Origin of the sequence: Pseudomonas sp. A34-9 (assembly GCF_029543085.1) — a bacterium.
GTDB lineage: Bacteria > Pseudomonadota > Gammaproteobacteria > Pseudomonadales > Pseudomonadaceae > Aquipseudomonas.
Window position 1 is genome coordinate 1,301,320 of sequence record NZ_CP119967.1, and the last position, 23,325, is coordinate 1,324,644.

Annotated in this window: 21 protein-coding genes; 16 read left to right on the forward strand and 5 right to left on the reverse strand. The window is 57.9% G+C overall.

The genetic code is table 11. The features are described 5' to 3' along the window. Positions 1–42: 42 nt before the first annotated feature. Positions 43–1,674, forward strand: coding sequence for a Na+/H+ antiporter (locus P3G59_RS05590; RefSeq protein WP_277760774.1), 1,632 nt, complete (start codon positions 43–45; stop codon positions 1,672–1,674). Here P3G59_RS05590 and P3G59_RS05595 read toward each other — a convergent pair. From P3G59_RS05595 to map, 5 genes are all read right to left on the reverse strand, one after another. Further along, a complete protein-coding gene (locus P3G59_RS05595; RefSeq protein WP_277760775.1) occupies positions 1,667–2,380 on the reverse strand; it encodes a M12 family metallopeptidase in 714 nt (237 codons plus the stop codon). The genes P3G59_RS05590 and P3G59_RS05595 overlap by 8 nt on opposite strands. Positions 2,381–2,574: 194 nt before the next feature. Beyond that, complete coding sequence (locus tag P3G59_RS05600) at positions 2,575–3,330, reverse strand: M12 family metallopeptidase (RefSeq protein ID WP_277760776.1); 756 nt, start codon at positions 3,328–3,330, stop codon at positions 2,575–2,577. Positions 3,331–3,558: 228 nt separating this feature from the next. Beyond that, positions 3,559–4,758, reverse strand: coding sequence for a succinyldiaminopimelate transaminase (gene dapC / locus P3G59_RS05605; RefSeq protein ID WP_277760777.1), 1,200 nt, complete (start codon positions 4,756–4,758; stop codon positions 3,559–3,561). Between the two features lie 44 nt (positions 4,759–4,802). Next, positions 4,803–7,505 carry a [protein-PII] uridylyltransferase gene (locus P3G59_RS05610; protein WP_277760778.1) on the reverse strand — a complete coding sequence of 901 codons (2,703 nt, stop codon included), beginning with the start codon at positions 7,503–7,505 and terminating at the stop codon, positions 4,803–4,805. Positions 7,506–7,546: 41 nt separating this feature from the next. Further along, positions 7,547–8,329, reverse strand: coding sequence for a type I methionyl aminopeptidase (map, locus tag P3G59_RS05615; RefSeq protein ID WP_016985097.1), 783 nt, complete (start codon positions 8,327–8,329; stop codon positions 7,547–7,549). A 373-nt stretch (positions 8,330–8,702) separates the two neighbouring features. On the opposite strand from map, the gene rpsB reads away from it, so the two are divergent. The 15 genes from rpsB (at position 8,703) to rnhB (ending at position 23,322) form a co-directional block, all read left to right on the forward strand. Next, positions 8,703–9,440: a 30S ribosomal protein S2 gene (gene rpsB, locus P3G59_RS05620; RefSeq protein WP_003222119.1), complete on the forward strand. Its 738-nt coding sequence runs from the start codon at positions 8,703–8,705 to the stop codon at positions 9,438–9,440. Positions 9,441–9,632: 192 nt separating this feature from the next. Next, positions 9,633–10,496 carry a translation elongation factor Ts gene (gene tsf / locus P3G59_RS05625; RefSeq protein ID WP_064120740.1) on the forward strand — a complete coding sequence of 288 codons (864 nt, stop codon included), beginning with the start codon at positions 9,633–9,635 and terminating at the stop codon, positions 10,494–10,496. 209 nt (positions 10,497–10,705) lie between these two features. Further along, on the forward strand, positions 10,706–11,449 hold the full coding sequence (gene pyrH / locus P3G59_RS05630) for a UMP kinase (RefSeq protein WP_003222124.1): 744 nt from the start codon (positions 10,706–10,708) through the stop codon (positions 11,447–11,449). Then, entirely contained in the window at positions 11,446–12,003 is a 558-nt protein-coding gene (gene frr, locus P3G59_RS05635) for a ribosome recycling factor (RefSeq protein ID WP_277760779.1), read from the forward strand. Before pyrH ends, frr begins: the two co-directional genes overlap by 4 nt. Positions 12,004–12,017: 14 nt before the next feature. Then, complete coding sequence (uppS, locus tag P3G59_RS05640) at positions 12,018–12,773, forward strand: polyprenyl diphosphate synthase (protein WP_007908854.1); 756 nt, start codon at positions 12,018–12,020, stop codon at positions 12,771–12,773. Further along, positions 12,773–13,579, forward strand: coding sequence for a phosphatidate cytidylyltransferase (locus tag P3G59_RS05645; RefSeq protein ID WP_277760780.1), 807 nt, complete (start codon positions 12,773–12,775; stop codon positions 13,577–13,579). The genes uppS and P3G59_RS05645 overlap by 1 nt, the downstream gene beginning before the upstream one ends. Next, on the forward strand, positions 13,576–14,766 hold the full coding sequence (gene ispC / locus P3G59_RS05650; RefSeq protein WP_277760781.1) for a 1-deoxy-D-xylulose-5-phosphate reductoisomerase: 1,191 nt from the start codon (positions 13,576–13,578) through the stop codon (positions 14,764–14,766). The genes P3G59_RS05645 and ispC overlap by 4 nt, the downstream gene beginning before the upstream one ends. Before the next feature lie 54 nt (positions 14,767–14,820). After that, a complete protein-coding gene (gene rseP, locus P3G59_RS05655; RefSeq protein ID WP_277760782.1) occupies positions 14,821–16,173 on the forward strand; it encodes a sigma E protease regulator RseP in 1,353 nt (450 codons plus the stop codon). 74 nt (positions 16,174–16,247) lie between these two features. Beyond that, complete coding sequence (gene bamA, locus P3G59_RS05660; protein WP_277760783.1) at positions 16,248–18,623, forward strand: outer membrane protein assembly factor BamA; 2,376 nt, start codon at positions 16,248–16,250, stop codon at positions 18,621–18,623. 45 nt (positions 18,624–18,668) lie between these two features. Then, the gene (locus P3G59_RS05665; RefSeq protein ID WP_007908849.1) at positions 18,669–19,172 is read left to right on the forward strand and encodes an OmpH family outer membrane protein; all 504 of its coding nucleotides are present in this window, start codon (positions 18,669–18,671) and stop codon (positions 19,170–19,172) included. A 3-nt stretch (positions 19,173–19,175) separates the two neighbouring features. Next, a complete protein-coding gene (gene lpxD / locus P3G59_RS05670; RefSeq protein ID WP_277760784.1) occupies positions 19,176–20,231 on the forward strand; it encodes a UDP-3-O-(3-hydroxymyristoyl)glucosamine N-acyltransferase in 1,056 nt (351 codons plus the stop codon). 106 nt (positions 20,232–20,337) lie between these two features. Beyond that, the gene (gene fabZ / locus P3G59_RS05675; protein WP_025110881.1) at positions 20,338–20,778 is read left to right on the forward strand and encodes a 3-hydroxyacyl-ACP dehydratase FabZ; all 441 of its coding nucleotides are present in this window, start codon (positions 20,338–20,340) and stop codon (positions 20,776–20,778) included. After that, a complete protein-coding gene (gene lpxA, locus P3G59_RS05680; protein WP_007908847.1) occupies positions 20,775–21,551 on the forward strand; it encodes an acyl-ACP--UDP-N-acetylglucosamine O-acyltransferase in 777 nt (258 codons plus the stop codon). The genes fabZ and lpxA overlap by 4 nt, the downstream gene beginning before the upstream one ends. A gap of 2 nt (positions 21,552–21,553) precedes the next feature. Beyond that, positions 21,554–22,684: a lipid-A-disaccharide synthase gene (gene lpxB, locus P3G59_RS05685; protein WP_277760785.1), complete on the forward strand. Its 1,131-nt coding sequence runs from the start codon at positions 21,554–21,556 to the stop codon at positions 22,682–22,684. An 11-nt stretch (positions 22,685–22,695) separates the two neighbouring features. Then, on the forward strand, positions 22,696–23,322 hold the full coding sequence (gene rnhB, locus P3G59_RS05690; RefSeq protein ID WP_007908845.1) for a ribonuclease HII: 627 nt from the start codon (positions 22,696–22,698) through the stop codon (positions 23,320–23,322). Positions 23,323–23,325 lie beyond the last annotated feature (3 nt).

Below are 23,325 nucleotides of genomic sequence, written 5' to 3' on the forward strand. Positions count from 1 at the left end.
TATGGCAGTTCAACGCTGTCGATTGTCTGAGATTTCCGCTTTATGCAAACTGCTTATACCGTCCTGATCCTGCTGATGCTGGTCAGCGTTTCGCGGTTGGTCGGACGGGTCATCCCGCTGCCACTGCCTCTGGTACAAATTGCCGCCGGTGCGTTGTTGGCCTGGCCGACCCTCGGCCTGCATGTGGCCCTTGATCCCGAACTGTTTCTGTTTCTGTTCCTGCCGCCGCTGTTGTTTTCCGACGGTTGGCGCATGCCCAAACGCGAGTTCTGGCGTCTGCGCGGGCCGATCCTGACGCTGGCCGTCGGGCTGGTGCTGTTCACGGTGGTCGGCGCTGGCTATTTCATTCATTGGTTGTTGCCGTCAATTCCGTTGCCGGTCGCCTTCGCCCTGGCGGCGGTGCTGTCGCCGACGGACGCCGTGGCGGTGTCGGCCATTTCGCAGAATCGCTTGCCCACGCCGCTGATGCATATGCTGCAGGGCGAAGCGCTGATGAACGATGCTTCGGGTCTGGTGACGTTTAAATTTGCCCTGGCGGCGGCAGTGACTGGCGTGTTTTCGCTGACCAATGCGAGTCTGACCTTCGTCGTGGTAGCGCTCGGCGGGCTGGCGGTCGGCGTGGCGCTGAGCTGGCTGGTCGGGCGCTTGCGGGCGTGGATGATCGCCCGTGGCTGGGATGATCCGGCAACTCACGTGGTGTTCATGTTGCTGCTGCCGTTCGCGGCTTACGTGTTGGCCGAACGTCTTGGCGTCTCGGGCATACTCTCGGCCGTCGCGGCGGGGATGATGCAGAGCTGGCTCGATCTGTTGCCACGGCAGACCAGCACCCGGCTGCTCAATCGCAGCGTCTGGTCGCTGCTGGAGTTCGCTTTCAACGGGCTGATTTTCCTTCTGCTCGGCCTGCAATTGCCGGACATCATCAAAGCCGTGGTCAGCCACGAGCCGACGTTGTGGCCGACCCTGTTATATCGCTGTCTGGATGTCGTGGCGATTTTCCTCGCCCTGGTATTGCTGCGGTTTATCTGGGTGCAGAGCATCTGGCGTTTGTCTGTGCTGCTGCGCCGTTTGCGTGGCAAGGGCGAGCTGACGCAGGTGCCGACCGCGCGCTCCTGCTGGCTGCTGACGGTCGGTGGTGTGCGCGGTGCGGTGACGCTGGCGGGTGTGATGTCGGTGCCGATGTTGATGGGGGCCGATGCTTTTCCCGAGCGTGACCTGTTGATCTTCATCGCTGCCGGGGTGATTTTGCTGTCGCTGGTGTCGGCGTGTATCGCACTGCCGCTGTTGCTGCGTGGCATAGAAAAGAGCCCCGATGACAAGCGTCGGCAGGAAGTGCGTGACGCCTGGCGCAAAACCGCAGAAGCGGCGATTCATGCGCTGGAGACACAGGAAACCACCCCGCAGGACGCTGCTCAGGCGGCTCTGTCAGCAGAACTGAAGGCGCGGATCATGTCCGAATATCGCCATCAGCTTGAGGTGTTCAATGACTCGGCAGAAGCTCAGGCGCTGGCGTTCCAGATGGATCTGCTGGAGCGCCGTTTGCGTCTGAAGGCGCTGCGAGCGCAACGCCTTGAACTCTATAACCTCAGTCGTCAACACCAGATCGGTGACGACGTATTGCGCGAGGTTTTGGGGGAGCTTGATTTGAGTGAGGCGAATCTGGGGCAGGTCAAGTAGGCAGTGCCCGGTAGTCGAGGGCAGGATAGATTGTTCTGGCGAAGTTTTTGTCGCCTTCGCTCAGCGTCCTGGTCTCTTCGATATTCAGTCTATTGAACGTCCAGGCGCCGGGTACCCCGTAATGCATGACTGAATGTTTATCGTAGGCACCGTAGACTGCGTGAGCCGGAAGGCGGTTGAAGTAGTTCTCATCGACATCTTCTTTATCCCAGCCTTCCTTTGCCATTACGGCATAGATGGTCGGTTTGTCCCATGGGATATTGGCGTCCGGGTGAAGGTGCGCATGATGAAATCCCAGTGCATGCCCGAATTCATGCAGCACTATCTTTTCGAATAGAGGAGAGTCAGTCTTTATTCCCAGAACCATGGTCGGCTCTTCCTGGGCAAGCAACAGCGCGTTTGTGCCGAGTTGTGAATGACTGGCTTCGCCTTCTACTGCAATTCGGATCTGGCCTTGGCCATCTTCCACGAGTTCAAGGGCCAGGCTGATATACGGTTCCCATTGCCGAATACAATACTCGATGCGTAGTCGCAGGTCGGCGGGGACATCTTCCTTGAAAGAAAAGGTGACAGTACTGGCATTTTCCCAGAGCCAATTCGGGTGTGTCACAGAACGTTTGTGGCGCACTGCTGTTGTGAGTTGGTTGGTAGAAGGGGATACCTTCAGCCCCGGTCGCATCATTTTTACAAAGTGATAGTTGTGCATATTCAATATCCTTATTGTTTATGGCGGAAGTGTCCTGTGTGGATGTTTGGTGATTCTCAGGCAGGAAGAAGATAATGCGTTTCACGCGTTTTGGTTGAGTGTTGTTGTAACGCAATGCTTAAAACGCCGCCTTGCACAATGCAAGATGGCAGGGGTATTTATTGGTGAGTTACAGTGCCTTGGTTCTTCTGTATTCAAGGGCGTTCGCAGGAGCCGCCGTCCGAGTGCTCAACCGGATATAAATGACTGACGATATGCTTGTCATGGTGGCTCAGTTCCGTGTTCATCGGTACTTCGAACCGGCCGTCGGTCAGCTCTTTCTCGACCGGATAGTGCATGATCGAGGTTTTGTCATAATCCGTAATGGTGCTTGCTTCACTGATCGGTGTGAACAGGTTCAGGTCTACAGCGTTTTTGTCCATGCCCCATTTTTTTGCGTACTCTTCATAGACCTTGGCCTTGTTCCAGGGAATATTGGCATCCGGATGCAGGTGTTCATGATGCAAACCCAGAGCATGGCCAAACTCATGCAAAACAACGGTTCTGAAATCAAAGTCCGTCGGCCGCGAAGAAATGAACAGGGTCGGTTCTTTTGCATCGATGGCGAGTGCATCGGTGCCAATCTGCGATGCATTCTGGTCCGTGGCGGTTTTGATCCTGATAATGCCTTGCTTTCCCTCAATAAAGACTAATGGCAGGCTGATATAGTCCGCCCATTCCCGGATCAATGCTTTAATGGCGTCTTTCAGGGCGGCGGGCGGATTGTCCATAAATGAAATGGTCAATGTTCGTGACGGGTTCCAGAACTTAGTATTGAGTGCGGTGGCGCGAGCCGATACTTTGCCTGTTTGTTTGTTGGCCATGTTTTTCGGGTTTTCGTTAATGGCAGAACGATAACTGGCTATTGGATCATTAACACCAAGTAGTAGGCAGGGTTTGAGTGTGTGCACCTTCAATTCCTTTTAAAGATCTTAAATTGCGTAAAGCGCCAAATCAGCTATTTGCTTGGTCGCACTTTTTAAATGTGTTGATGGGTCGGGTACGAAACTTTATGGATGTAAAGTCTCACTGCAATCAAGTTATAGCGCGGGAAAGGAAGGTTTAAAGCTTTTAGTTGTAAGGGGGTATTTTATATAGGAGTGGTCGCGCCAGTCTGCCTGGCGCGACCCATTAAGTTGTTACTTATGCCGACTGATAAAGTCGCGAATTCGTTCTGCGGCCTCCACGCATTCCGCCAATGGCGCAACCAGTGCCATGCGTACACGACCAGCGCCCGGGTTGACGCCTTCCACTTCCCTGGAGAGATAGGAGCCCGGCACTACGGTCACGTGTTCTTCAGCGAACAGGTCCCGGCAGAACGCCGCGTCATCACCTTGCACGTTCGGCCACAGATAAAAGCTGCCATCCGGGCGCTGTACGTCCATCACCGGGCTGAGGATCTCCAGCACCGCATCGAATTTCTCGCGATACAGCGCACGGTTGGCGCGCACATGAACTTCGTCATTCCACGCCGCCACGCTGGCCAGTTGCGTTTGTACCGGCATCGCGCAGCCGTGGTAGGTGCGATACAGCAGGAAGCCTTTGAGGATGTCGGCGTCACCGGCCACGAAACCGGAGCGCAGGCCCGGCAGGTTGGAACGCTTGGACAGGCTATGGAACACCACGCAACGCTTGAAGTCTTTGCGGCCCAGTTCGACGCAGGCCGTCAGCAGGCCCGGCGGTGGAGTCTGTTCGTCGAAGTACAGCTCGCTGTAGCACTCGTCGGCGGCGATCACGAAGTCGTATTCATCCGCCAGAGCGATGAGTTTTTTCAGGGTGTCGACCGGGATCAGTGCACCGGTGGGGTTGCCCGGCGAGCAGAGGAACAGGATCTGGCAGCGTTTCCAGATGTCCGGCGAAACCGCATCGAAATCCGGGTTGAAGCCGTTCTCGTCGAGGCACGGCAGGTAATGCGGCTTGGCGCCGGCGAGGAACGCCGCGCCTTCGTAGATCTGGTAGAACGGGTTCGGGCTGACCACCAGCGCGTCGTCGCCACGGTTGACCACGGTCTGGGTGAACGCGAACAACGCTTCACGGGTGCCGTTGACCGGCAGCACGTTGCGCGCCGGATCGATCCAGCCGCCAGGCACACCGAAACGCCGCTCGCACCAGCCGGCAATGGCTTCACGCAGCGCCGGGATACCGAGGGTCGTCGGATACACCGCCATCTGATCCAGACTGTTGGCCAGTGCTTCGGCGACAAAGCTTGGCGAACGGTGTTTCGGCTCGCCGATCGACAGGGCGATCGGGCGTTTATCCGGGTTCGGGGTCACGGTGCCGAGCAGGGCGCGGAGCTTTTCGAACGGGTACGGCTGGAGCTGGTTCAGAGCGTTGTTCATTGGGGCTGGGTCTCTCGCAAAGCCATTTGAATCCGGGGGCGCCATCAAATACTGAGGCGCGACAATTTGATATCGGGTTCCTGATTGACGCTCAGTTGCTCAACGATCGCATCCTGCAAGCGGCTACACAGCAACGGGTCGGACAGCGGCTGGTTGTGGGCGTCGGTGATAAAGAACACGTCTTCCACCCGCTCGCCGAGGGTCGCAATCTTGGCGTTCTGCAGCGACAGGTCGAACTCGAGGAAAATCCCGCCGATTCGCGCCAGCAGTCCCGGACGATCAGGCGCAGTCAATTCCAGCACCGTCACCGGACGCTGGGCATCGTTGTGAATCGTCACTTGTGGCGCAAAGGCGAAATGCTTGAGCTGGCGCGGCACGCGGCGCTGAATGATCGTCGGGTAGTCGTCCGGGTTGCGCAGGGCTTCGGTCAGGCCTTCGCGGATTTGCTTGACCCGCGCCGGGTTGTCGCCGATGGATTCGCCTTCGTTGTCGAGCACGATGTAGGTGTCGAGGGTGAACTGGCTGCTCGAAGTGATAACCCGGGCGTCATGAATGTTCAGATTGAGCTGATCCATGGCAGCCACGGTCACGGCGAAAAAGTCGTGCTGATCCGGTGCATAAATGAAGATCTGTGTGCCGCCCTCGAACTCGCGCTGGGTGGTTTCCTTGATCAGCACCAGCGGTCCGCCATCGACCGGTTGCTGCAGGATCGCGTCACTGTGCCAGGCCACGTCGCCGGCGGTGTGGCGCAGGAAGTAGTCATCGCCCAGTTGCGCCCACAACTGCTCGACATCATCCGGGTCAGTGCCGCCGCGCACCAGAATGTCCAGCGCGGCGCTCTGGGTCTGGCGGATCTGCTCTTCGCGATCCACGGGATTTTCCAGGCCGCGGCGCAAGGCGCGTTTGGTCTCGGTATAGAGCTGGCGCAACAGGCTGGCGCGCCATGAGTTCCACAGCGTCGGATTGGTCGCGTTGATGTCGGCGACGGTCAGCACATAGAGATAGTCGAGACGGGTTTCATCGCCGACGGCCAAGGCAAAGTCGTGGATCACCTGCGGGTCGGACAAGTCCTTGCGCTGCGCCGTGGTCGACATCACCAAATGGTTCTGCACCAGCCAGACGATCAGGCGGCTGTCCCACACCGGCAACTGGTGGCGCTGGCAGAACGCTTCGGCATCGACCGCACCGATCTCCGAGTGATCGCCATGCCGGCCCTTACCGATGTCGTGATACAGGCCCGCCATGTAGATGAGCTCTGGCTTGGGCAGTTTGGCCATGAGCTTGGCGGCCAGCGGAAACTTCTCCGAGACCTGGGTGTACTGCAATTTGCGCAGGTGCTTGATCAGGTTCAGCGTGTGGGCATCGACCGTATAAATATGGAACAGGTCATGCTGCATCTGGCCGACGATAAAACCGAACTCCGGCAGATAACGGCCAAGGATGCCGTAACGGTTCATCCGGCGCAGGTTGCGGTGGATGCCGATCTTGCACTTGAAGAGCTCGATGAACAGGCTGGTGTTGCGGATATCGTTGCGGAAGTTGTCGTCGATCAAGTGACGGTTCTCGCGCAGCAGACGAATGGTGTCGGCGCGCACGCCTTTGATTTCTGGCTGCTGGGCCATCAGCACGAAGATTTCGAGCATGGCGAACGGCGTGCGGCGGAACACGTTGTCGTTGCGTGCTTCGATGTAGCCGTCGTGGAGCTGGAAGCGCGAGTTGATCGGCTGCGGCGGCGCTTCGTCTTCCGGGGCGAGGATGACCTCTTCGAAGTGCTGGATGATCAGGTCGCTGAGCTGGGCGATGCTCATCACTACACGGAAATATTGCTGCATGAAGTTTTCGACGGCCTGTTTGGCGTCGTCGCCTTCAAAACCGAGTAGCCCGGCGATGGTCCTTTGATGGTCGAACAGCAAGCGGTCTTCAGAGCGACCGGCGAGCATGTGCAGGGCATAGCGCACTTTCCAGAGGAATTCCTGGGAAGAGGCGAGCAGGGCGTTTTCGCTTTCGACGAGGAAACCTTCGCCGGCGAGGGCGCGCAGGTTCAGGGTGCCGTATTGGCGACGCGCCACCCACAGAATCGTCTGAATATCCCGCAGTCCGCCGGGCGAGCCTTTGACGTTGGGTTCCAGGTTGTATTCGGTGTCGTTGTATTTGTGGTGGCGAGCCTTCTGTTCAGCACGCTTGGCGAGGAAAAACTCCTTGGCCGGCCACATGTGTGCGGTGCTGGTGACGTCGAGCATGCGCTGGCGCAGACGCTCGGGGCCGCAGATGGTGCGGCTCTCCATGAGGTTGGTGACCACCGTCAGGTCAGCGCGGGCTTCTTCGGCGCATTCATCGACCGAGCGTACGCTCTGACCGACTTCCAGGCCGATGTCCCACAGCAATGTCAGAAAACGCTCGATGGAGTCGCGGAAAACTTCGTGATCGGCGCTGTCCAGCAGGATCAGCAAATCAATGTCGGAATACGGGTGCAATTCACCGCGGCCGTAGCCGCCGACCGCGACCAGCGCGATATCGGCGTCTTCGCTCCAGTTGAACTGCTCCCAGGCCTTTTGCAGGATGTTGTCGACGAACCAGGCACGGTCTTCGATCAGGCGACGGATATCGCGGCCATTGCGAAAACGCGTGTCGAGTACTTCGCGAGCCTGGCGGATCGCCTTCTTGAACGCCGCGATAGGACTCGCTTTCAGGGCCAGTTCAGCCTGGAACTGGCCGCGGTCGAAGAGTTCGGGATCCACCTGCGGCATCGATTGGCTTTCCTTCTATAAGGCTGGGAGCGTTTGCTGGATCAGGCCGAGATGCGCGGGATGGTGTCGTCGGCGCGCAGGGTGAAGATCTCGTAGCCGGTGTCGGTGACCAGCAGGGTGTGTTCCCACTGAGCCGACAGCTTGCGGTCTTTGGTGATCGCGGTCCAACCGTCGCCCAATACTTTGGTGTCGGCCTTGCCCTGGTTGATCATCGGTTCGATGGTGAAGGTCATGCCGGCCTTCAGTTCCATGCCGGTGCCGGCACGGCCGTAGTGCAGAATCTGCGGCTCTTCGTGGAAGACCTTGCCAATACCGTGACCGCAGAACTCGCGAACCACCGAGAAACCGTTCTTCTCGGCGTGCTTCTGGATCACTTCGCCGATGTCGCCGAGGCGGCAGCCAGGTTTGACGATTTCGATCGCCTTGTACATGCATTCCTGAGTGATCTGCGACAGGCGCTCGGCCCACACCGGCACTTCGCCGACGTGGAACATGCGGCTGGTGTCGCCGTGGTAACCGTCTTTGATCACTGTGACGTCGATATTCAGGGTGTCACCGTTTTTCAGCGGCTTGTCGTTCGGTATGCCGTGGCAGACCACGTGGTTGATCGAGGTGCAGATCGACTTCGGGTAGCCCTTGTAGTTGAGCGGGGCAGGGATGGCTTGCTGCACATTGACGATGTAGTCGTGGCAGATCTGGTTCAGCTCATCGGTGGTGACGCCCGGTTTGACATGTTCGGCAATCATTTCCAGCACATCGGCGGCCAGTTTGCCGGCGACACGCATGCCAGCGATGTCCTCGGGGGTTTTGAGGTTGACGGTCATACAGGCTCTCTCTGCGCTCGGCGGCGCTTGCTGATACGAATAGGGTGGCAGGTGTGCGTTTTGCGACCCTGAAAAACGCGATTCTAACAGACGCACGGCGCAATTCAGCGCCCGCGTGCATCGCTTCTCTCTATACAATGGTGCGTTCGGGGCCGATTCCAAGGGGGCTGCGCCCATGTCCTTGGTGCGAATACAGATTCCGGGTTCCGTTTCTGCGCACCCTGTGGTATAAAATGCGCCGCTTTCCGGGGATACCCCGAAAAGCTTAAATCCACACACGTGTCGACACGATGACCTGGGTGCTTTTGGCTTTATGCCACTGGTTGGTCATTGGGATACGTGGAGGCCAAACCCGACTTATTAAGGAACTATCATGTCCCAAGTCAATATGCGCGATATGCTGAAGGCCGGTGTGCACTTCGGTCACCAAACCCGTTACTGGAATCCGAAAATGGGTAAGTACATTTTCGGCGCGCGTAACAAGATTCACATCATCAACCTTGAAAAAACCCTGCCAATGTTCAACGAAGCTCTGACTTTCGTAGAGCGTCTGGCCCAGGGCAAAAACAAGATTCTGTTCGTCGGCACCAAGCGTTCCGCTGGCAAGATCGTTGCTGAAGAAGCAGCACGTTGCGGTTCGCCGTACGTCGATCACCGCTGGTTGGGCGGCATGCTGACCAACTTCAAAACCATTCGTGCTTCCATCAAGCGTCTGCGTGACCTTGAAGTTCAAGCCGAAGACGGTACTTTCGCCAAGCTGACCAAGAAAGAAGCGCTGATGCGCTCCCGTGATCTTGAAAAGCTGGATCGTTCGCTGGGCGGTATCAAGGACATGGGCGGTCTGCCAGACGCACTGTTCGTGATCGACGTTGACCACGAGCGCATCGCGATCACCGAAGCCAACAAGCTGGGCATCCCGGTCATCGGCGTTGTCGACACCAACAGCAGCCCGGAAGGCGTTGACTACATCATCCCAGGCAACGATGACGCAATCCGCGCTATCCAGCTGTACATGGGTTCGATGGCTGACGCAGTAATCCGTGGTCGCAACAATGTTGCTGGCGGCACTGTAGAATTCGCAGCTGAAGAAACTCAGGCTGCAGCTGAGTAATTGACGCCCTGGCGTTGACTCAGTAAGCAAAAAGGGGGCTTGGCCCCCTTTTTGCCACCTCGAAAACCATTTGTCGGCAGCGCAGCTACAGCTTCTGTAACGTGCAGCAGCTACAACGTGGGGTTCGGGACGAATTGATCGCCCGTTCGATCGGGTGGAATGGTTGAAAACCTATCCAAGAGGAATTTGAAAATGGCAGCAATTACTGCAGCGTTGGTTAAAGAACTGCGCGAGCGTACCGGCGAAGGCATGATGGATTGCAAGAAAGCCCTGGAAAAGGCTGACGGCGACATCGAAAAAGCCATTGATGACATGCGTGCTTCGGGCGCAATCAAGGCTGCCAAAAAAGCTGGCAACGTTGCCGCTGAAGGCGCCATCGCTCTGAAAGAAGACGGCAAATCTGCTGTTCTGCTGGAAGTGAACTCGCAGACCGACTTCCTGGCTCTGCAGGACGACTTCAAGGCATTCGTTGCTGAAAGCATTGAAAAAGCCTTCGCTGACAAGCTGACTGATGTTGCTCCGCTGATCGAAGCTCAAGAAGCTGCTCGCCTGGTACTGGTCGGCAAGGTTGGCGAAAACGTCAACATCCGTCGTCTGGTTCGCGTAGAAGGCGACGTTGTTGGTGGCTACCTGCACGGCAATAAGATCGGTGTTGCAGTTGTTCTGAAAGGCGGCAACGTTGAACTGGCCAAAGACATCGCTATGCACGTAGCGGCCAGCAACCCTGAGTTCCTGCTGCCATCGGAAGTTTCGGCTGAAGCTATCGAACGCGAAAAAGCTGTGTTCCTGCAGTTGAACGAAGAAAAAATCAAAGGCAAGCCAGAAAACATTGTTGAAAATATGGTCAAGGGCCGTATCAGCAAGTTCCTGGCTGAAGCAAGCCTGGTTGAGCAGGCGTTCGTCAAGAACCCTGAAGTCAAGGTTGGCGAACTGGCCAAGAAGGCTGGCGCTGAAATCGTTTCCTTCACCTACTTCAAAGTAGGCGAAGGCATCGAGAAGCCGGTCGACAACTTCGCTGAAGAAGTTGCTGCCCAGCTGGCTGCCGCCAAGCAATAAGACGGTTTTTCAACTGTCGCCCGAAAGAGGCTGCCCGCTTACGCGCGCAGCCTCTTTTCAGATGGGGGAGCCAGTTTTTAATTGGTTTCCACTTGGAACTGACTTACAAAGCCATGTTCCGATGGCGCTGAAGCAGCGCCAAGCTAGAGTGAACGCCAGCTGTAAACAGCTCGCAAAGAATTTTAAATACGCCGCAGGAGAGATTCGCAATGGCTCAGCAGGGCAGTGGTTATCAGGCTCGCTATAAACGCATTCTACTCAAGCTTAGCGGCGAGGCCCTGATGGGCTCGGAAGAGTTCGGGATCGATCCAAAAGTATTGGATCGCATGGCGCTGGAGGTTGGCCAACTGGTCGGCATCGGCGTTCAGGTCGGTCTGGTGATCGGCGGCGGCAACCTGTTCCGTGGCGAAGCCCTGAGCAAAGCCGGTATGGACCGGGTGACAGGCGACCACATGGGCATGCTGGCCACTGTGATGAACGCCCTGGCCATGCGCGATGCGCTGGAACGTGCCAATATCTCGGCCATCGTCATGTCGGCCATTTCCATGGTTGGCGTGACGGATCACTACGATCGCCGCAAAGCCATGCGTCATCTGAACTCCAAAGACGTCGTGATTTTCGCAGCCGGTACCGGCAATCCGTTCTTCACCACGGATTCGGCAGCCTGCCTGCGTGCAATCGAAATCGATGCCGATGTCGTGCTCAAAGCGACCAAGGTCGATGGCGTTTACACCGCTGACCCGTTCAAAGACCCGCATGCCGAGAAGTTCGATCATCTGACTTATGATGAAGTGCTGGATCGCAAGCTGGGTGTAATGGATCTGACAGCTATCTGCCTGTGCCGCGACCACAAAATGCCGCTGCGCGTATTCAACATGAACAAACCTGGTGCCCTGCTGAACATCGTCCATGGCGGCGCTGAAGGCACCCTGATCGAGGAAGGTCAACAATGATCAACGAAATCAAAAAAGACGCTCAAGAGCGCATGCAAAAATCCCTGGACTCTCTGGGCCATGCATTCGGCCAGATTCGTACCGGCAAGGCTCACCCAAGCATCCTGGGCAGCGTGATGGTGCCGTACTACGGTGCAGACACCTCCATCACCCAAGTGGCCAACATCACTGTAAAAGACTCGCGCACCCTGCAAGTCGTAGCCTTCGAGCGCAACATGCTCGCAGCGGTCGACAAGGCAATCCAGAGCGCAGGCCTGAACCTCAATCCGACCAACCTGGGCGAGTTGTTGCTGATTTCCATGCCTGCCCTGACTGAAGAAACCCGCAAGGGCTTCACCAAGCAGGCGCGCAGTGCCGCCGAAGACGCGCGTGTTGCTGTGCGCAACATCCGTCGCGATGCCCTGGGCGAGCTGAAGAAGCTGGTCAAGGATAAAGAAATCAGCGAAGACGAAGAGCGTCGTGCAATCGCCGATATCGATAAGCTGACCAAGGATTCCGAAGCCCAGATCACCAAGGCTACGGAAGAGAAAGAAAAAGACCTGATGGCCGTATAAGGGTCGAGTTTTTAATGGACAAGACCAAGCAGACTGCGCCGTCCGCGGTGCCGCGCCATGTCGCGATCATCATGGATGGCAACAATCGCTGGGCTAAAAAACGCTTTATGCCGGGTGTTGCCGGGCATAAAGCGGGCGTGGATGCCGTGCGGGCCGTGATCGAGGTGTGTGCAGAGGCCAAGGTCGAAGTACTTACCCTGTTCGCGTTTTCCAGTGAGAACTGGCAGCGTCCGGCCGATGAAGTCAGTGCCTTGATGGATCTGTTCTTCAAGGCCTTGCGTCGTGAAGCCAAGCGCCTCAACGACAACAACATCAGCCTGCGCATCATCGGCGATCGTTCGCGCTTTCATCCGGAGCTTCAGGCAGCAATGCGTGAAGCCGAAGCGATGACGGCGGGTGCCAACCGGTTCATCCTGCAGATCGCTGCCAATTACGGCGGTCAGTGGGATATTGCTCAGGCTGCTCAGCGTCTGGCGCGTGAAGTCCAGGCCGGGCACCTGCGCCCGGAGGACATCACCCCGGATCTGCTGCAAACCTGTCTGGCGACCGGCGATCTGCCATTGCCGGACCTGTGCATCCGTACCGGTGGCGAACACCGCATCAGCAACTTCCTGCTGTGGCAACTGGCTTACGCCGAGTTGTACTTCTCCGACCTGTTCTGGCCGGACTTCAAACACGATGCCATGCGCAATGCGCTGGCCGATTTCGCTTCACGCCAGCGTCGTTTCGGTAAAACGAGCGAGCAGGTCGAAGCTGGAGCCCGGGTTTAATGCTTAAACAACGAATCATCACTGCACTGATCCTGCTGCCGATTGCCTTGTGCGGGTTTTTCCTGCTGGAAGGCTCCGGTTTTGCCTTGTTCATCGGTCTGGTCGTGACTCTGGGGGCGTGGGAATGGGCGCGTCTGGCAGGCTTCACCGGGCAAGCGTTCCGCGTGGGTTTTGCCGCCGTGGTCGCGTTCATGCTGTTTATCATGTACATCCTGCCCGGGCTTGCCCCCTGGGTGTTGGGGGCTTCTGTGCTGTGGTGGGCGGTGGCAACCTGGCTGGTGCTGACCTATCCACAATCCAGCGCGCATTGGTCTAGCGCCGCTACCAAGCTGGTCATCGGTCTGTTGATTCTGTTACCGGCCTGGCAAGGCCTGGTCCAGATCAAGCAGTACCCGCTGGGTAACTGGCTGATCATGGCGGTGATGGTGCTGGTCTGGGGGGCTGATATCGGGGCTTATTTCTCCGGTCGCAAATTCGGCAAGCGCAAGCTGGCCCCGCACGTCAGCCCAGGCAAAAGCTGGGAAGGCGTCTATGGTGGTCTTGCGCTGAGTCTGGTGATTACTGCCATTGTCGCGTTTGCCCGCGACTGGACCGTCGCCGAGTTGCTTAAAGGCTTGATTGGCGCTGCGCTGATCGTCTTCATCTCCGTGGTGGGCGACCTGACCGAAAGCATGTTCAAGCGTCAGTCCGGCATCAAGGACAGCAGTAACCTGCTGCCTGGCCATGGCGGCGTACTTGATCGTATCGACAGCCTGACAGCGGCCATCCCGGTGTTTGCCGTGCTGCTGTGGATGGCTGCACCGTGAGTCGCCCTCAACAGATCACCGTTCTGGGCGCGACCGGCTCGATCGGTCTGAGTACGCTGGATGTCATTGCCCGCCATCCTGAGCGTTATCAGGTGTTCGCGCTGAGTGGTTTCACGCGCCTGAGTGAGCTTTTCGCCTTGTGCGTGCGTCACGTGCCGCAATTTGCCGTGGTGCCGGAAGCTACCGTTGCGCGGGGTTTGCAGGATGATTTGCGTGCTGCCGGTTTACCGACCCGCGTGCTGGTGGGGGAGGAGGGCCTGTGCCAGGTCGCTGCTGCTCCGGAAGTCGATGCAGTGATGGCGGCGATCGTTGGTGCGGCAGGGCTGCGTCCTACCCTGGCGGCTGTCGAAGCGGGCAAGAAGATTCTTCTGGCCAATAAAGAGGCGCTGGTAATGTCCGGCGCCTTGTTCATGCAAGCGGTGCGCAAGAGCGGTTCGGTACTGCTGCCGATCGACAGCGAACACAACGCGATTTTCCAGTGCATGCCACAGGATTTTGCCCGTGGATTGGGCTCGGTCGGTGTCCGTCGGATTTTACTCACAGCCTCTGGTGGTCCGTTCCGACAGACGCCGATGAGCGAGCTGGCGCATGTTTCACCTGAGCAGGCGTGTGCTCACCCGAACTGGTCTATGGGGCGCAAGATTTCGGTCGATTCGGCCAGCATGATGAATAAAGGTCTCGAACTGATCGAGGCCTGTTGGTTGTTTGATGCAAAGCCGTCGCAAGTCGAGGTGGTGATTCACCCGCAGAGCGTCATTCACTCGCTGGTCGATTATGTCGATGGTTCGGTGCTGGCGCAGTTGGGTAATCCCGACATGCGCACGCCGATCGCCAATGCCCTGGCCTGGCCGGAGCGCATTGATTCCGGCGTGGCACCGCTGGATTTGTTTGCTGTGGCGCGCCTGGACTTCGAAGCGCCGGATGAACAGCGCTTCCCTTGCCTGCGTTTGGCACGGCAGGCGGCCGAGGCTGGCGACAGCGCTCCGGCGATGCTCAACGCGGCGAACGAAGTGGCGGTGGCAGCGTTTCTCGACGGACGGGTTCGTTACCTGGAAATCGCGAGTATCATCGAGGAAGTCTTGAGCCTCGAACCGGTCGTAGCGCTGGCAGATCTCGATGCCGTATTTACGGCAGACGCCAAGGCGCGAGTTCTGGCCGAGCAGTGGTTGAAGCGCCACGATCGATAGAATTTGCTACACAATGGCTACACGCGGCACTGAACAGGACTGCGGAGAAAATAGATGAGCGCGCTCTATATGATTGCCGGCACCCTGATCGCTTTGGGTGTGCTGGTCACCTTTCACGAATTCGGCCACTTCTGGGTCGCGCGTCGCTGTGGCGTCAAGGTTCTGCGTTTCTCCGTAGGCTTTGGCATGCCGTTGTTGCGCTGGCACGACAAGCAAGGCACCGAGTTTGTGGTTGCCGCGATTCCGCTGGGCGGCTACGTCAAAATGCTCGACGAACGTGAGGGTGAAGTCCCGGTCGATCAGCTTGATCAATCGTTCAACCGCAAATCCGTACGTCAGCGTATCGCCATTGTTGCGGCCGGCCCCATTGCCAATTTTCTCTTGGCGCTGGTGTTCTTCTGGGTGTTGGCGATGCTCGGCAGCGAGCAGGTGCGTCCGGTCATCGGTGCGGTTGAATCCGGCAGTATCGCCGCCAGTGCCGGTTTGAGCGCAGGTGAGGAAATCGTCGCTATCGATGGAGAGCCGACGACCGGTTGGGCGGCCGTCAATCTGCAGTTGGTGCGGCGCCTGGGCGAAAGCGGTTCTCTGCAGTTGCTGGTGCGTGAGCAGGGTTCGACAGCGGATTCGCCGCGTGAGCTGAAGCTGGATAACTGGCTTAAAGGTGCTGATGAGCCAGACCCGATCCGTTCTTTGGGTATTCGTCCGTGGCGCCCGGCGTTGCCACCGGTACTTGCCGAACTTGATCCGAAAGGCCCGGCTCAGGCTGCCGGTCTGAAAACAGGTGATCGCCTGTTGGCACTCGACGGCCAGGCGCTGAATGACTGGCAGCAGGTGGTCGATACGGTTCGTACGCGTCCTGATACCAAAATCATGCTGCGCATCGAGCGCGACAGTGCTCAAATCGACGTCCCTGTCACGCTGGCGGCGCGCGGTGAAAGCAAATCGCCAAGCGGATATCTGGGTGCAGGTGTAAAAGCTGTCGACTGGCCGCCGGAGATGATTCGCGAGGTCAGTTACGGGCCGCTGGCTGCTATTGGCGAGGGTGCCCGTCGCACTTGGACCATGAGCATCCTGACGCTCGATTCGCTAAAGAAAATGCTGTTCGGCGAGCTCTCGGTAAAAAACTTGAGTGGACCGATAACCATTGCTAAAGTGGCGGGCGCTTCTGCCCAGTCGGGTGTCGCTGATTTCCTGAATTTCCTTGCTTATCTGAGTATTAGCCTGGGCGTTCTGAATTTGCTGCCCATTCCTGTACTGGATGGGGGGCATTTGTTGTTTTATCTGATCGAGTGGGCGCGTGGTCGTCCCTTGTCGGATCGGGTGCAAGGTTGGGGGATACAGATCGGTATCAGTTTGGTGGTCGGGGTGATGTTGCTTGCTCTGGTCAACGATCTGGGTCGACTGTAACGCTTCGCTGAATTGCGAATCTGCCGCATTTTGCGGCAGTTTGTTTATTGCCAGTTGGAATAAGAAAGGACTTCATGAAACGTCTGCTGCTAACTGCGGTTCTCACCGTATTGATGATCGCCGAAGTTCACGCCGAGTCCTTCACTATCTCTGATATTCGCGTCAATGGCCTCCAGCGGGTCTCCGCGGGTAGCGTCTTTGGTGCCTTGCCGTTGAACGTCGGTGAGCAGGCGGATGATCGTCGCCTGGTGGAATCCACTCGTGCGTTGTTCAAAACCGGTTTCTTTCAAGATATCCAGCTGGGCCGCGAAGGCAACGTTCTGGTAATCACGGTCGTTGAACGCCCGTCGGTCGCCAGTATCGAGATCGAAGGCAACAAGGCGATCTCCACTGAAGACTTGATGAAAGGTCTCAAACAGTCCGGTCTGGCCGAAGGCGAGATCTTCCAGCGCGCCACCCTTGAGGGTGTGCGTAACGAGCTGCAACGCCAGTACGTCGCGCAAGGCCGCTACTCGGCTACCGTTGATACCGAAGTGGTGTCGCAGCCGCGCAACCGCGTTGGTCTGAAAGTGAAGATCAACGAAGGCACCGTTGCGGCCATTCAGCACATCAACGTGGTGGGTAACACGGTTTTCCCTGAAGAAGACCTGACCGATCTGTTCGAGCTGAAAACCACCAACTGGCTGTCGTTCTTCAAGAACGATGACAAGTACGCCCGTGAAAAGCTTTCCGGTGACCTGGAGCGTCTGCGCTCCTACTACCTGGACCGTGGCTATATCAACATGGATATCGCTTCGACCCAGGTATCCATCACCCCGGACAAGAAGCACGTCTACATCACTGTCAACGTCAACGAAGGCGAGAAGTACACCGTTCGTGACGTCAAGCTCAGCGGTGATCTGAAAGTCCCTGAGGATCAAGTCAAATCCCTGCTGCTGGTGCAGAAGGGGCAGGTGTTCTCGCGCAAGCTGATGACCACCACGTCCGAACTGATCACCCGTCGACTGGGTAACGAGGGTTACACCTTTGCCAACGTCAACGGCGTACCTCAGCCGCACGATGAAGATCACACTGTAGACATCCTGTTCGCCGTTGATCCGGGCAAGCGTGCCTACGTCAACCGCATCAACTTCCGTGGCAACACCAAGTCCGAGGACGAAGTGCTGCGTCGTGAAATGCGTCAGATGGAAGGCGGTTGGGCTTCGACTTACTTGATCGACCAATCCAAAACCCGTCTTGAGCGTCTGGGCTTCTTTAAGGAAGTCAACGTTGAAACCCCGGCCGTGCCAGGTGTCGACGACCAGGTTGACGTGAACTACGCCGTTGAAGAACAGGCTTCCGGTTCGATTACCGCCAGTGTCGGTTTCGCCCAGAGTGCCGGTCTGATCCTTGGTGGTTCGATCACCCAGAACAACTTCCTCGGTACCGGTAACCGCGTCAGCGTTGGCCTGACCCGCAGCGAATACCAGAGCCGCTACAACTTCGGCTACGTTGACCCGTACTGGACCGCCGATGGCGTGAGCCTGGGTTACAACGCGTTCTATCGCACCACCGACTACAAAGACCTCGACGTCGACGTAGCCAGCTATGCGGTAGACAGCCTGGGTGCCGGTGTGAACGTTGGTTACCCGATCAGCGAGACTTCGCGTCTGACCTTCGGCCTGTCCGCTCAACAAGACACGATCAAGACCGGTACCTACACCGTTGACGAGATTTTCGACTTCGTTAACAAAGAAGGCGACAAGTACCTGAACTTCAAGGCTTCGGCCGGCTGGTCTGAATCGACCCTGAACAAAGGCGTACTGCCGACCCGTGGCCGTTCCCAGAGCCTGACTCTGGAAACCACCATTCCAGGCAGCGACCTGTCGTTCTACAAACTGGATTACCGCGGTCAGCTGTTCCAGCCGATCAGCGAGAACTACACCCTGCGCCTGCATACCGAATTGGGTTATGGCGACGGTTATGGTTCGACCGACGGCTTGCCGTTCTATGAAAACTACTATGCTGGTGGTTTCAACTCGGTTCGTGGTTTCAAGGACAGTACTCTCGGCCCACGTAGTACGCCGAGTAAAGGTACCAACCCGGGCACGCTGGCTGACCCGGACCAGGATCCACTGCCGTTCGGTGGTAACGTCCTGATCCAGGGTGGTGTCGAGGTTCTGTTCCCGCTGCCGTTCGTGAAAGATCAACGCTCCCTGCGTACCTCGGTATTCTGGGATGTCGGTAACGTGTTTGACTCCAAGTGCTCGGACACTACAAACGCCAACGGCTCGAAGTCGAACACCCAGTGTAACGACATCAGCCTGAGCAACATGGCCAGTTCCGTCGGTGTGGGTGTGACCTGGGTCACCGCACTGGGTCCTCTGAGCTTTGCGTTGGCCATGCCGATCAAGAAACCGGATGACGCTGAAACTCAAGTGTTCCAATTCTCCCTCGGCCAGACGTTCTAAGCGTCTGACCCAAGATAACGACAATGGATTTTGTAGGAGTGCATCGTGCGTAAGTTGACTCAATTGGTTCTCCTGGCCTCCTTGATGGTGGCAGGCCCGGCATTTGCCGACATGAAAATCGCTGTTCTGAACTATCAGATGGCTCTGCTGGAATCCGATGCGGCCAAGAAGTACGCCGTGGACGCCGAGAAGAAGTTCGGTCCACAACTGACCAAACTGAAAACCCTGGAAAGCAGTGCCAAGGGTATCCAGGATCGTCTGATGGCCGGTGGCGACAAAATGCAGCAGGGTGAGCGTGAGCGTCTGGAGCTGGAATTCAAGCAAAAGGCCCGTGACTTCCAGTTCCAGTCCAAGGAACTGAACGAAGCCAAAGCCGTTGCTGACCGCGAAATGCTCAAGCAACTGAAGCCGAAGCTGGATAGCGCAGTGGAAGAAGTCATCAAGAAAGGTGGTTTTGATCTGGTGTTCGAGCGTGGTGCAGTGATCGATGTCAAACCTCAGTACGACATCACGCGCCAGGTTATCGAGCGCATGAATCAGCTGAAGTAACCCATGACCGTGAATATCAAGCTCGGCCAATTGGCCGAGTTCCTCGGCGCCACCCTGCGTGGCGACCCTGAGACGAAAATTACTGGGCTAGCCACTTTGCAAGAGGCTGGCCCAGCTCAGTTGAGCTTTCTGGCAAACCCTCAATATCGCAAATACCTCGCCGGCTCGCAGGCAGCAGCACTGTTGCTCAAAGAAGCCGATGCCGAAGGTTTTGCCGGTAATGCGTTGGTGGTGCCGGATCCTTACCTGGCTTACGCGCGAATCTCGCATCTGTTCGATCCCAAGCCAAAAGCCTCTGCGGGTATCCATCCGTCGGCGGTCATTGCGCCTGACGCAGTGGTTGATCCAACCGCCAGCATCGGTCCGTTCGTGGTGATCGAGGCCGGTGCGCGGATCGCGGCAAACGTGACACTGGGCGCGCATTGCTTCATCGGCGCGCGCAGTGAAATCGGCGAAGGCGGCTGGCTAGCGCCCCGCGTAACGCTGTATCACGACGTGCGCATCGGCAAGCGTGTGGTTATCCAGTCCGGTGCCGTGCTCGGCGGCGAAGGTTTCGGTTTCGCCAACGAAAAAGGCATCTGGCAGAAAATCGCCCAGATTGGTGGCGTGACCATCGGCGACGATGTCGAGATTGGCGTGAACACCGCTATCGACCGCGGTGCGTTGGCCGATACCGTGATCGGCAATGGCGTGAAGCTCGACAACCAGATTCAGATCGCCCACAACGTTCAGGTCGGTGATCACACCGCCATGGCGGCGTGTGTCGGCATTTCCGGCAGCACCAAGATCGGCAAGCACTGCATGCTCGCCGGCGGTGTTGGCCTGGTGGGCCACATTGATATTTGCGACAACGTTTTCCTCACCGGGATGACCATGGTGACTCACTCGATTACCGAGCCGGGTGCCTATTCTTCCGGTACAGCCATGCAACCGGCGGCCGAATGGCGCAAAAGCGCGGCCCGCATCCGTCAGCTCGATGACATCGCGCGACGTTTGAAACAGCTGGAAAAGCGCGTAGGGGAAGTGACCCCTGACGGCAATGCTTCATCAGATGGCTGATACCATTTCCATATCAAGTGTGCACAGCCTCTAGACTGCCTCCTTGATTTGCTAGAGGAGTGCGCGTCAGTCGCGCTCCCAATCTTTACATAGGCTTCCCCCCGAAATGATGGACATCAACGAGATTCGCGAATACCTGCCTCACCGTTACCCGTTCCTGCTGGTGGACCGGGTGGTGGAACTGGACACTGAAGGCAAGCGCATTCGCGCCTACAAGAATGTCAGCATCAATGAACCGTTCTTCAATGGTCACTTCCCTGCGCATCCAATCATGCCGGGCGTGCTGATCATCGAAGCGATGGCTCAGGCTGCCGGGATCCTCGGTTTCAAAATGCTTGACGTCAAACCGGCCGACGGCACTCTTTATTACTTCGTTGGCTCCGACAAGCTGCGTTTCCGTCAGCCGGTGCTGCCGGGCGATCAGTTGATCCTCGAAGCCAGGTTCATCAGCTGCAAGCGTCAGATCTGGAAGTTCGAGTGCCAGGCTTCGGTCGATGGCAAGCCAGTCTGCTCGGCTGAAATCATCTGTGCGGAACGCAAGCTATGAGTTTGATTGACCCTCGCGCAATCATCGATCCGTCGGCCGTTCTGGCTGATGGCGTCGAGGTCGGCCCGTGGTCGATCATCGGCGCAGGTGTGGAAATCGGCGAGGGTACCGTGATCGGGCCGCATGTAATCCTCAAAGGCCCGACCCGCATCGGTAAGCACAATCGCATCTACCAGTTTTCCTCGGTAGGCGAAGATACGCCCGATCTGAAGTACAAGGGTGAAGAAACCCGTCTGGTGATCGGTGACCACAACGTCATCCGCGAAGGCGTGACTATCCACCGTGGCACCGTTCAAGACCGTTCGGAAACCACGCTGGGCGATCACAACCTGATCATGGCCTATGCCCACATCGGTCACGACAGTGTCATCGGTAACCACTGCATTCTGGTCAACAACACTGCGTTGGCCGGCCATGTGCATGTGGATGACTGGGCGATTCTCTCCGGCTTCACCCTTGTTCACCAGTATTGCCACATTGGCGCGCACAGCTTTTCCGGCATGGGCACCGCCATCGGCAAGGACGTTCCCGCGTTCGTCACCGTGTTCGGCAACCCGGCAGAAGCGCGCAGCATGAACTTCGAAGGCATGCGCCGTCGCGGTTTCAGCGAGGACGCGATCCACACCCTGCGTCGCGCTTACAAAACCGTCTATCGTCAGGGCCTCACAGTCGAACAGGCGCTGGCTGAATTGGCCGAACCTGCGGCGCAGTTCCCGGAAGTCGCGATATTCCGCGACTCCATCCAGTCGTCGACTCGCGGCATCACTCGCTGATCATGGCCAATCTGCGTATTGCGCTGGTGGCGGGTGAAGCCTCCGGTGACATTCTGGGCGCCGGTCTCATGCGTGCGCTCAAGACACAGCACCCAGCGGTCGAGTTCATCGGCGTCGGTGGCCCGTTGATGCAGGCCGAAGGCCTGACGTCCTACTTTCCCATGGAGCGTTTGTCGGTCATGGGTCTGGTGGAAGTCCTTGGTCGGTTGCGCGAGTTGCTCAAGCGTCGCAAGGATCTGATCGCTACGTTGATCGCCGAGAAGCCGGACGTGTTCATCGGCATCGATGCACCGGACTTCAACCTCAATATCGAACTCAAGCTGCGTCAGGCCGGGATCAAGACCGTGCATTACGTCAGCCCGTCGGTGTGGGCATGGCGCCAGAAACGCGTGTTGAAGATCCGCGAAGGCTGCGATCTGATGCTGACGCTGCTGCCGTTCGAAGCCAGATTTTACGAAGAGAAAGGCGTACCGGTACGGTTCGTCGGCCACACCCTGGCCGATACCATTCCGCTGGAAGCTGATCGCGCTGCGGCGCGCGCCGAACTGGGCCTGCCCGACGGCCCGCTGGTGGCGTTGATGCCCGGCAGCCGAGGCGGTGAAGTTTCCCGCCTGGGTGCGCTTTTCCTCGATACCGCCGAGCGCCTGCGCGCCCTGCGCCCGGGCTTGCGCTTCGTCATTCCGTGCGCCAACCCTGAACGCCGAGCGCAGCTTGAAGAGCTGCTCGCGGGTCGCGATCTGCCGGTGACCCTGCTCGACGGCAAGTCGCACCTGGCCCTGGCCGCGTGCAACGCCGTGCTGATCGCCTCCGGCACCGCGACCCTCGAAGCGCTGCTGTACAAGCGGCCGATGGTGGTGGCCTACCGTTTGGCCCCGCTGACGTTCTGGATCCTAAAACGCATGGTCAAGAGCCCGTACGTGTCCTTGCCAAATCTGCTGGCCCAGCGTTTGCTGGTGCCAGAATTGTTGCAGGATGATGCGACGGTCGAAGCGTTGGCGCAGACCCTGTCGCCGCTGATCGAAGGTGGCGAAGAACAGACCCGCGGGTTCGACGAGATCCACCGCACACTGCGGCTGGATGCCTCTAATCAGGCGGCGGACGCCGTCCTCAACCTGATCGGTCAGACACGATGAGCAAGGCAAGCATGCAGATGGGCCTGGATTTCACCCTGGTCGCCGAAGTCGAAGAACTGGTGGCCGGTGTCGATGAAGTCGGGCGTGGCCCGTTGTGCGGCGCCGTGGTCACGGCGGCAGTGATCCTCGATCCGAATCGGCCGATTCTCGGTCTCAACGACTCGAAGAAGCTCACCGAAGCCAAGCGCGAAAAGCTCTACGACGAAATCATCGAGAAATCCCTGAGCTGGTGCATTGCCCGCGCCGAAGTCGAAGAAATCGACGAGCTGAATATTTTGCACGCGACCATGCTGGCCATGCAGCGCGCAGTCGCCGGCCTGCACATTCAGCCGAAATTGGCGATGATCGATGGCAACCGCTGCCCGCAGCTGCCGATGCGCGCCGAAGCGGTAGTGCAGGGCGACGGCAAGGTGCCGGCCATTGCGGCTGCGTCGATTCTGGCCAAGGTCAGCCGCGACCGCGAAATGGCTGCATTCGAATTGATCTATCCGGGTTACGGCATCGGTGGCCACAAAGGCTACCCGACGCCCGTTCATCTGGAAGCGTTGGTGCGTCTTGGCCCGACGCCGATTCACCGGCGCTCGTTCGCCCCGGTGCGTCAGGCTTATGAAGCGCTGGAAGGTCTGACGCAGGTTTAGTCG